A 9,147-nucleotide genomic window follows, 5' to 3' on the forward strand; every position below is an offset into this window, starting at 1 on the left:
AGGGTGTTCCTGAGGCAAGGAGAGGACCATGACGGTGTCCACCCGTCATCGGGGGCTCGAAGCGCTGCTGGCGCGGCCGCTCCTGGAGACCATCTGGCGGCGGCGCACCCATCGGGTCAGCCGGGGTGCGGCCGTCCCCGCCGGCTCGATGAGCTACAGCTCGACCGACGTCCCGCTACCGCTCGGCGAGTTGGAGGAGGCGGTGCTGATCGCCCTCACCGGCTGCACCGGGCTCACCATGCCGGACCGGCCGTTCGAGGATCCGCGTGACGGCAAGCCCATCATGGCCAAGCCGAACCTCAACATGCTCGGCCGGACGGCGGGCAGCCCCGACAACGCGCAGGGCACCCACTTCTTCATGATCAACGACAGTGGCACCTACTATCTGCGCAAGCTGCCGCCGTCCCCGGAGGCCTCCTTCGAGCCCGACGCGCTGGTCGAGCGGGCTCGGCAGGCCAAGGTGCGCGTCCTGGACCACCGCCTGGACGTCGCCGAGGGCATGCGCGACTTCCCGGCCTACCTCGACTCCAACCGCGTGCTGTCCAACCTGCCGGGCAGCACCGTGTTCCTGCCGGTCGTCGACCTCTCGCACCAGTACATCAACGGCCTGATGTACCTGCTCACCCAGCCGGACGGGGCCCGGCCCACGCTGGTCGACGACCGGAACTTCTACCGCCCCGCCGGGGTGCGCAAGTGGGTGCGGAACGGCTTCCTGAACAAGGACCTCAAGCTTGCGCTGGGTGTGCTGGGCCCGCTACGGACCCAGATCGAGGCCGAGCTGCTGCTGCAGAACCTCATGCTGACCGCGGACGCGATGGGGCTCGGCGCGTGGATCCATGCCTCGATCAACCCCCAGATCATGTTGGGCGACCCGAAGTTCTCGGCCCGGTACGGGCGGATGCTCGGCTTCGACTTCGTCACCCCCCGCTGGCGCCCGCTGGACCTCCCGCGCTGGCAGCTGCCTCTGCCCCGGTTCGCGACCGCGCGGTCCCATCCGGTCGGGCTCAGCGTCGACGGCGAACCGCTGATCACAGCGGCCTGTCCCCCGTACCACTCGTCGATGTCGGAGGCCGTGGACGCGGTCGTCCAGGCGAAGTTCGGCCCGAAGGGCATCTACCACGACAAGGATCTCTTCACGGGCATCTACCGCAACGACTACGGGCAGCGCTACCTCGCCGAGGCCCGCGAGTACGACCAGCGGGTCGTCGAGTGTGCCCGCGACGTGTGCGAGTACATCCACTCCACGCACGACCGGTTCCCCGCACACGTCGACGCCATTCAGGTGCCCGGCATCTGGCTCCAGACGCACCATCCCGAACTCGGCTACTACGAACGGTTCTTCCGGGACGGCCTGACCGAGGCGCACAGGGAGCACACACGGCGGTGGGACACCTGACGGCCCTGACGGCTCAGGAGTGGGTGACGTGATCTGGGCGGCCCCCCGGGCGCTCCTGAGGAAACGTTGCTCAGTGGCACAAGGTGGTGTCCACGGCCTCGTCCATGCGTTCCTTGGTCGCCTGGCCCGGCTGGATGGTCACGGCGACGTTGGCAGCGCGGCCGGTGCGACGGAGTATGGCCGTGTCAGGACTTGGGCAGCGGCCCGTCGGACGTCTGCGAGTGCGTCAGGGCAGGCAGGGCGGCGGCGATAAACAGCGCGGCACCACCAGAGATCAGAAGGGGGATCTGGCCGTCGGCACCCCAGGCGAGTCCGGCCCAGAGTCCGGCGAGCAGGATCGCGGCTCCGGTAGCTCCCTGGTAGAGGCCCTGGGCGGTGCCCTGTTGACGGCCGGGGACGAGGGTGGAGATCCAGGCCTTGCCGACACCGTCGGTGCAGGCGGCGAATCCGCCGTACAGGGGCAGCACGACGAAGACCAGCCAGGGCTCGTGAATGAGGCCGAGGCCGAGGTAGCCGACGGCGAAGAAGACCAGGCCCGCCGCGAACACGTGCGGGCGGGACAGGCGGTCGGACAGGGCGCCGGCAGGGTAGGACAGGGCGGCGTAGGCAAGGTTGTAGACCACGTATGCACCGAATACCCCGGCCGTGGACAGACCCAGCTCGTGGGCGCGCAACAGGAGCAGCGCGTCAGGGAAGTTGACCAGGCTGAAGAGGAGCAGCACGGCCAGGACACGCCAGTACGGGCGGGGCAGGGACCGCCAGGGAGTCCGTACGGCCTTGGCCGACGCCTTGTCCGCCCGGCCCGGGTCACGGACGGCGGCGACCAGGGCGGCCGAGGCGACTGCCGGGATCACCGCGACCCAGAACAGCGGTCGCAGCTGGTGGTCGAGTGCCTCGTACAGCGCGAGGCCCACGAGCGGGCCGACCACGGCGCCGGCGGTGTCGGCGGCCCGGTGCAGCCCGAACACCTTGCCGCGCCGGCCGCTCGGAATGCCGTCGACGAGGAGGGCGTCGCGGGGCGCGCCCCGCATGCCCTTGCCGAGCCGGTCGACCACCCGGGCCACCAGCACCAGCGGCCACACGGTGGCCAGGGCGATGAGCAGCTTGCCGAGCGCTGCCAGCCCGTAGCCCGCACCGATGAGCGGCCGGCGCGAAAAGCGGTCGGAGAGGCGGCCCGCAACCACTTTGGTGACCGAGGCGGCGCCCTCGGCCAGGCCCTCGATGGCACCGACCACGGCGGGCGAAGCCCCGAGGACCACGGTCAGGAAGATCGGCAGGATCGGGTAGAGCAGCTCGCTGGCCGCGTCCTGCAGGAAAGACACCCCACACAGCACCTTGACGTTGCGGGTCAGCCACGCAAGACGTCCTGCTGACGAAGATGTCGTCGGGGTGGGTCCCGTCATGGGTGCAGGACCTCCTGGAACCTGCCGAGCGCCGAGGCGGCATCGGCCGGAGCGAGCCGCCCGGCCAACCGAGGGCCTACGGCGGCCGGCAGCGCCGGCGCCGGCAGCGGACGACAGACGGTCAGGTACACGGGCGTCGCCGCCTTTCCGAACTTGTTCAGTCCGCGGAGTCGAGCAGGGCGCGCAGGGCGGCCTGCTCGTCGGCATCCAGGGTGTCCACGAAACGCTGGAGCACATCGGCGCGGCGGCCGGTTCGGCGCAGGGCGGTGTTCATCTCGTGTGCCGCCTGCTCCGCAGCTCTCCGACTGGGCGTGTAGGCATGCGCGCGGCCCACGGGCTCGCGGCCCACCAGGCCCTTGGCGTGCAGCCGACCGAGCACGGTCAGCACGGTCTTGTAGGCCAGGCCGTCGCCGAGCTGCTGGTGGACCTCGGCGGCGGTCATCGGCCCGTCGCCGGCCCAGAGCGCGGCCATGACCTCGGCCTCGAGGGCCCCGGCCGGGCGCCGGGCACTCGCCTCAGCGGCGTCGGCCCCATCGTGCGCGCTGGGCATGGGCGGCTCCGTACCTTCCTGCCGGCCTCAGCCGTCGCGGGGCTGCGGCACTCGTTTGTCGCACATCGTGTAGGACTCAGACTAGTCTCACAACGTGTAGGACGTCGCGGAGCGGTCCAACTGGCACGGAGCAGTCCGTCGCCGCTGCAGACGCCACCGCTTCCGGCGAGGTGCAGGCGCTCGCCCTGCTCGGCATCTTCGCGGGGACTACATGCGCTCATTCGCCATAGCCACCGCTCTGTCCGGTGCTACCTGTACAGCCGTGGACAGCACGACGAAGACCTGCAGTGTCACCTTCACGCTCAATCCCCGCGACCTCCAGAAGAACTCGTGAGCGGGGCAGTGGAATGTTGGCGTCGACGCCTTCGACAAGGGCAACGGTGGCATCTCGCTGGATGCGTACAAGCACGCCTACGTCCAGCGCTACTCGAAACTCACCGTCAACGCGTCGCCGGAGCCCGTCACCAAAGGCAGGACCATCACCGTCACAAAGACCACCGTCACGGCCTCCAGCGACGGCTACTGGCGCTACTACTTCTCCGGCACCAGCACCACCGCGACGGTCAGCGGCTCGGGCCTGTCGGCTCTCGGTCCTGTCGCGTGGCGTCCGTCGGGGAACCACACTGGTCAGTGGGGCGCCCTCTCGGAGGCGCTTGCCTGCGACGGAAGGACGGACCCATGCCCTCGGACGCGCTTCCCGGCCCGCTGCGATTCCTGATCTTCGGCGCGGCACTGCGGGCCGATTCGGCCAACGCCCGCCTCGCCTCCCTCGTGGCCCGGCTCATCTCCGACACCGGTGCCGCCGTCGACCTCGCCGGCATGCGCGACTTCGACATGCCCTTGTACGACGGCGACATGGAGGCCGACGAAGGGCTGCCGCAGGGTGCCCTCGCCCTACGTGACCGGCTTGAGCAGAGCGACGCCTTCGTCATCTCCTCGCCGGAGTACAACGCCTCCGTGCCTGGAGTGCTGAAGAACGCGATCGACTGGGTCTCGCGTGTCCGGCCGCAGCCGTTCAAGACCAAGCACGCGCTGCTCGTCTCCGCCTCGCCGTCGCTGGTCGGCGGCAACCGCGGGCTGTGGGCTCTGAGGATTCCCCTGGAGCATCTGGGCACCCGCGTCTACCCGGACATGTTCAGCGTGGCCAACAGCTACCAGGCCTTCGCCGAGGACGGAACCCTGGCCGACCCGGGGCTGCAGCAACGTCTCACCGAGACCGTGTCGGGTTTCCTCAGCCTCGTAGAAGCGGACGTGCGCTACGTCTGCCTCGAACGCCGTTGGTACGAGTTCCTGGGGGACCGCACCGAGGCGGCCATCACCCAGCGGGCCGAGAAGTGATGCACGGCGTCGTACTGGGGTGACTGAAGAGCTCGACAAGCTCAAAGACACGGGCAACTCCCGCGCCCGCGACAAGGCCCGCAAGGTTCTCAAGCGCCCGTGCATGCTTTCTCCACGGAGCCAGCGTCAGACATCCGCCGTTCGGTGGATCGGGTAATCACTCACACGAGTGAGACCTCGTCACGCCTAGGCCATCACTGCTCGGTTGGCTGTCGATCCCGATCGGATGCATTTCCGCGCAAATACTTATGCATATCAGATCATCAACATATCGGCGTGTTCCATCTCAATCTCGGCATATCCGATATTACGCTGCCGCTGTTGATCAGCGACGCCGAAAGGAATGCCGTGCCCCTCAAGCCCCATCATGGCCGTCGGCAGGCCGCAAAATCTGTGCTCCCACGCTTGAATTCCCGTGTTGGCGGACGTCCGGGACGGCTACGGGCCGCCGTCCTGGCAGGTGCCCTGCTCGCCGGACTGAGTCCGGTGGCGGCCGCTGCGCCACAGGCTGCCGCCGCGACAGGGCACAAAGACGATCCGACGCAGTACTGGAACAAGGTCCTGCTCCAGACGTTCCGCAATGCGCGGGGCTGGGACGCCTCGCCCGGCAGACTCTCCAGGTCCGGGGCGATCGTCTTCGCAGCGATCTACAACGCCGAGAGCGCCTATCAGTACACGTACGGGACCTTGAAGTACCAGCCATACCTCAACCAGCCGCTGAAGTACGCCGACAAACACTCGCGGCCGAGTCCTGACGAGGAGGAGCGGCTGATCGACCGTACGGCGTACCGGGTGATCTCGCAGCTGTACCCGAGCGATCAGGCGTACATCGACGCCCAGTACAGGGCCCGGACCGGCCACTCCCCCCACTCCTACGACCCCCTCGACCGCCTGGTGGTCGACCCGGTGGTGAAGCAGATCAACAAATCCCGGGCGGGCGATGGTTCGAACAACCCGGAGACCTACAGCGGCGACACCACCACACCTGGAGCCTGGCGGCCGACGGGTGAGGAGGACTGCAAGAAGCCGAGCGACGCGGTGACCCCGAACTGGGGCAAGGTGAAGCCGTTCGTGCTCCGCTCCGGCTCGCAGTTCCGGCCTCCCACCCTGCGCGGCTTCACTTCCTACGCCGCTCTGCTGGCCAGCCCGGAGTACGCGAGCCAGCGCGACGAGGTGCGACGGGTCGGTGCCGTCGACTCCACCGAGCGCACCCACGAGCAGACCGTCGTCGGCTGGTTCTGGGACCACGACCTGGACGGCACCTACCACCCCCCGGGGCAACTGCTCGAGCTGACCGGGATCGTCGGCAAGAAGTTCAAGCTCGACACATACGAGACCACCCACTTGTTCGCGCTGTCGGCGCTGTCATTGGCGGATGCCGGGATCGCGGCCTGGGACAGCAAGTTCGACACCCCGATCAACCTGTGGCGCCCGGTGTCCGCGATCCAGGCGACAGGCGGCGCGAACGCGACCTGGGAGCCTCTCAGCGCGGACCGCTCAGGGGCACCGTTCACCCCGTGCTTCCCCGCCTGGACCTCCGGACACGCCAACTTCACGGGTGCGTGGGCAGCCGCGATGAAGCACTTCTTCGGCCGTGACAACGTCTCGTTCACCGCACACTCCGAGGACCCGCACACACTCGAGGCGTACCGCCAGCTGAGGAGCTTCAGCCAGGTCGCTCAGGAGGGCGAGTTCAGCCGACTCTGGCTGGGCGTGCACTTCCGCTGGGACGCCGAGGACGGGAGGGCGATCGGTACCAACGTCGGCGACTACGTGTTCGCCAACGCGCTGCGGCCGACACGACCGGGCCATCCGCATCAGCAGTGAAACGACATCGTGGCCCACACCTGCGGACGGGCTACTTTGCGAACCGCGCGGGTCTACCCACCCTCCGGTCATTCGGCAAGCCGTCGGCGCCTTTGCCAAGTACCGCATGGTGAAGGCGCCGACGTCGCGTTCGTAGCGGCGGTGAAGGCGTCGACATCCGGAGAGCCAGGCCATGGTGCGTTCGATGGTCAGGCGGTAGGAGATCCCGACGGACCGGGGCAGACCATTCCGCTCTGCGATCAAGTGAATGTTCGGCCTAGAGGGGGCGGGAAACGGCCCTGTTGTGTGTCTGAGCCGCTTGGCGGTGCGTCTCTCGCCCTTTCGTGTGCTGGGTCTGGCGAGTGGGCCACCGACGGGGATGACACCGGTCGACGATCAATGAACTGGCCGATTGAGATCGCAGGAAGAGCCTGCGACCGCTGCGCGAGAGTAGGTCACTGTGATCGACAGGCGGGCCGTGCTGCGGGCAGGTGTGCTGGGCAGCGTTGGTGGGGTGCTGGGGCTGCAGGCACCGGAGGCTGAGGCAGCAGGGCCGGTTGGCGCTCGGGACTGGAAGCGGTTGGCCGATGCGCTGTCCCCTGGGGCTACCCTTTACCGGCCGTATGGCTCCGAATATGTGTCGCTGTCCTTGCCGTTCAACCACAGGTACGCCGGAATTCTGCCTGCCGGCATCGTTGCCTGCGCGACTACCGGGGACGTGTCCGAGGCGATCCGCTGGTCTCGCGCGGTAGGGCTGCCCGTCGCACCGCGCTCCGGGCTGGGCCACAACTACGCCGGGTTTTCGACCACCACGGGCCTGCTGCTGAATATGGCCCGCATGAAGAGCATCGTCTCCACCCCGACGCCGGGCGGTGCCCACTCTCGGGTCTATGGGCCGATGAAGGTCCTGCACGACGCCGGTACCGTCACCGTAGGGGCCGGCGTCACCAATGGCGACCTGCATCCGCTGTTGGAGGACCATGGCATGTTCGTGCCGACCGGTCGTTGCCCCAGCGTCGGGGTCGCCGGGCTGGTGCTCGGCGGCGGTATCGGCTTCAGCGACAAGATGTTCGGCCTGACGTGCGACCGGCTCGTTTCCACGACCGTCGTGCTCGCCGACGGACGCACGGTCAAGGCCAACAAGGACACGCACTCCGACTTGTTCTGGGCCTGCCGCGGCGGAGCCGGCAACAACTTCGGCGTCAACACCTCGTTCACCTTCCAATACGAGCAGTTCAAGGGCACCGTGGGCTTCTACCAGCTCCGCTGGAGCCTGGACTCCGTACTGCCGGTGATCGCCGCCGCGCAGCACATCGCCCAGGACACCGCGAACGACAAGCGCTTCCATCTACGTCTGGGCATCGGGACCAACGGGACGACCAGGACACAGATCCATGCGAACGCGAACGTCAACGCCATCGGCCAGTTCTACGGCACTGTCCAGGAACTGCGTGCCATCCTCGACCCGCTACTCAAGATCGGCACGACCGAGGAACGCGCCCGCAACAGCGCGTCCGTTCGTCAGGTCACGCCGGGTGAGGCGAGCGTACTGCTGAGCGCCACCACACCGATCGACCGCTTCGCCACCAAGTCGGCGATCCTGGACTCCCACACTCTCTTGACCGATCAGCAGGTCAGCGCGGCAGCCGAGCGCCTGCTGGACTGGCCCGGCAGCAACAACGAGGACGGAGCGGGGTTCGCGATGTTCGCCCTCGGCGGTGAGATCAACCAGGTATCGCCGAACGCGACCGCGTTCGTCCACCGAAACGACCTCTTCGTCTTCGCCGCCGAGACCTCGTGGGCAGACTACGACCGCCCCGACGTCGCCGAAGCCAACCTCCACTGGCTCAAGCAGTTCTACGACGACATCTTCCCCGGCAAGGCGCCCGCACACGCGTACCAGAACTTCCCCGACCCGACACTGAAGAACTGGCGGGAGGCCTACTACGGCACGAACTACCCCCGCCTGGTCAAGGTGAAGCGGAAATACGACCCGACCGGCTTCTTCAACTACCCGCAAGCGATCGACACGAGTTGAGCCCGAATAGGTGTCCAGCCCTCTGCCGTGCCGGGTACCGCGGCGGGGACGGCCGACACAGCCGGGAACCGGTGGGATCGCGTCGAGCAGCGGCAGCAACTGGGGACGTCGTTGCGATTGCCACCGGTCGACAGGACCGCGAGCAGGGTGTCATGCCCGTCACACTTCCCGGTCCGGCAACGGCTTACGGCCCGGATACCGGATGCGGCGCTTTCGCTGCCGCAACAACGGCTCCAGGCGGTCCACAGCTCATCCGACACAACCCACGGCGACGTCCCCATGCCGCACGAACGCTGAACTCCCGCCCCGGACACGGCAACCCGGACCAATCTCTCAGGACAGCTTGAGTACCGAGAGATAAACCACGAGGTGCGAAGGGCCTTTGCGTTCATCGACAAGGATCGAAATCCGGCCCCCGTAGTGGCTGCCCTCCCCTCCTCGCCCGCGAACCCCACAGCGCTGTACGCGACCGGCATCTGGCGCCCCACGTCCACGTATGGGCCGCAGCAAGCAGGGAACGGCTAGTACTCCAGCAGCGCTTTGACGTTTTCCCTGTTCAGGGGTGGTTTGGGTGAGTGTAGTGGGCTGATTGACGGCTCGTGTTCTCTTTCCCGGG

Annotated in this window: 6 protein-coding genes and 1 pseudogene; 4 read left to right on the plus strand and 3 right to left on the minus strand. The window is 67.8% G+C overall.

The annotated features are described in order from the left end of the window. Positions 1 to 28: 28 nt before the first annotated feature. Entirely contained in the window at positions 29 to 1,396 is a 1,368-nt protein-coding gene (locus ACIRVH_RS18010; protein WP_403953913.1) for a hypothetical protein, read from the plus strand. A 185-nt stretch (positions 1,397 to 1,581) separates the two neighbouring features. On the opposite strand, the gene ACIRVH_RS18015 is transcribed toward ACIRVH_RS18010, so the two are convergent. Then, a complete protein-coding gene (locus ACIRVH_RS18015) occupies positions 1,582 to 2,718 on the minus strand; it encodes an MFS transporter (protein ID WP_403953916.1) in 1,137 nt (378 codons plus the stop codon). Between the two features lie 238 nt (positions 2,719 to 2,956). After that, a complete protein-coding gene (locus ACIRVH_RS18020) occupies positions 2,957 to 3,349 on the minus strand; it encodes a BlaI/MecI/CopY family transcriptional regulator (RefSeq protein ID WP_403953919.1) in 393 nt (130 codons plus the stop codon). Positions 3,350 to 4,027: 678 nt separating this feature from the next. Here ACIRVH_RS18020 and ACIRVH_RS18025 point away from each other — a divergent pair. The 3 genes from ACIRVH_RS18025 to ACIRVH_RS18035 all read left to right on the plus strand — a co-directional run bounded on the left by ACIRVH_RS18025 (position 4,028) and on the right by ACIRVH_RS18035 (position 8,531). Beyond that, entirely contained in the window at positions 4,028 to 4,687 is a 660-nt protein-coding gene (locus ACIRVH_RS18025; RefSeq protein ID WP_403953922.1) for an NADPH-dependent FMN reductase, read from the plus strand. Positions 4,688 to 5,092: 405 nt separating this feature from the next. Then, positions 5,093 to 6,514, plus strand: a complete 1,422-nt coding sequence (locus ACIRVH_RS18030; protein ID WP_403953925.1) for a vanadium-dependent haloperoxidase — start codon at positions 5,093 to 5,095, stop codon at positions 6,512 to 6,514. Positions 6,515 to 6,953: 439 nt separating this feature from the next. Continuing rightward, entirely contained in the window at positions 6,954 to 8,531 is a 1,578-nt protein-coding gene (locus ACIRVH_RS18035) for an FAD-binding oxidoreductase (RefSeq protein WP_403953928.1), read from the plus strand. A gap of 39 nt (positions 8,532 to 8,570) precedes the next feature. Here the strand turns inward: ACIRVH_RS18035 and ACIRVH_RS18040 are convergent. Next, positions 8,571 to 8,850 (minus strand): annotated as a pseudogene (locus tag ACIRVH_RS18040) (hypothetical protein); the annotation flags it as partial. Between the last annotated feature and the right edge of the window lie 297 nt (positions 8,851 to 9,147).

This window comes from Streptomyces sp. NPDC101165, from assembly GCF_044768135.1.
Taxonomy (GTDB): Bacteria; Actinomycetota; Actinomycetes; order Streptomycetales; family Streptomycetaceae; genus Streptomyces.

Coding starts and splice junctions, on each gene's coding strand:
- ACIRVH_RS18020 (WP_403953919.1), bottom strand. CDS start 3,349: ATGCCCAGCGCGCACGATGGGGCCGACGCCGCTGAGGCGAGTGCCCGG.
- ACIRVH_RS18025 (WP_403953922.1), top strand. CDS start 4,028: ATGCCCTCGGACGCGCTTCCCGGCCCGCTGCGATTCCTGATCTTCGGC.
- ACIRVH_RS18010 (WP_403953913.1), top strand. CDS start 29: ATGACGGTGTCCACCCGTCATCGGGGGCTCGAAGCGCTGCTGGCGCGG.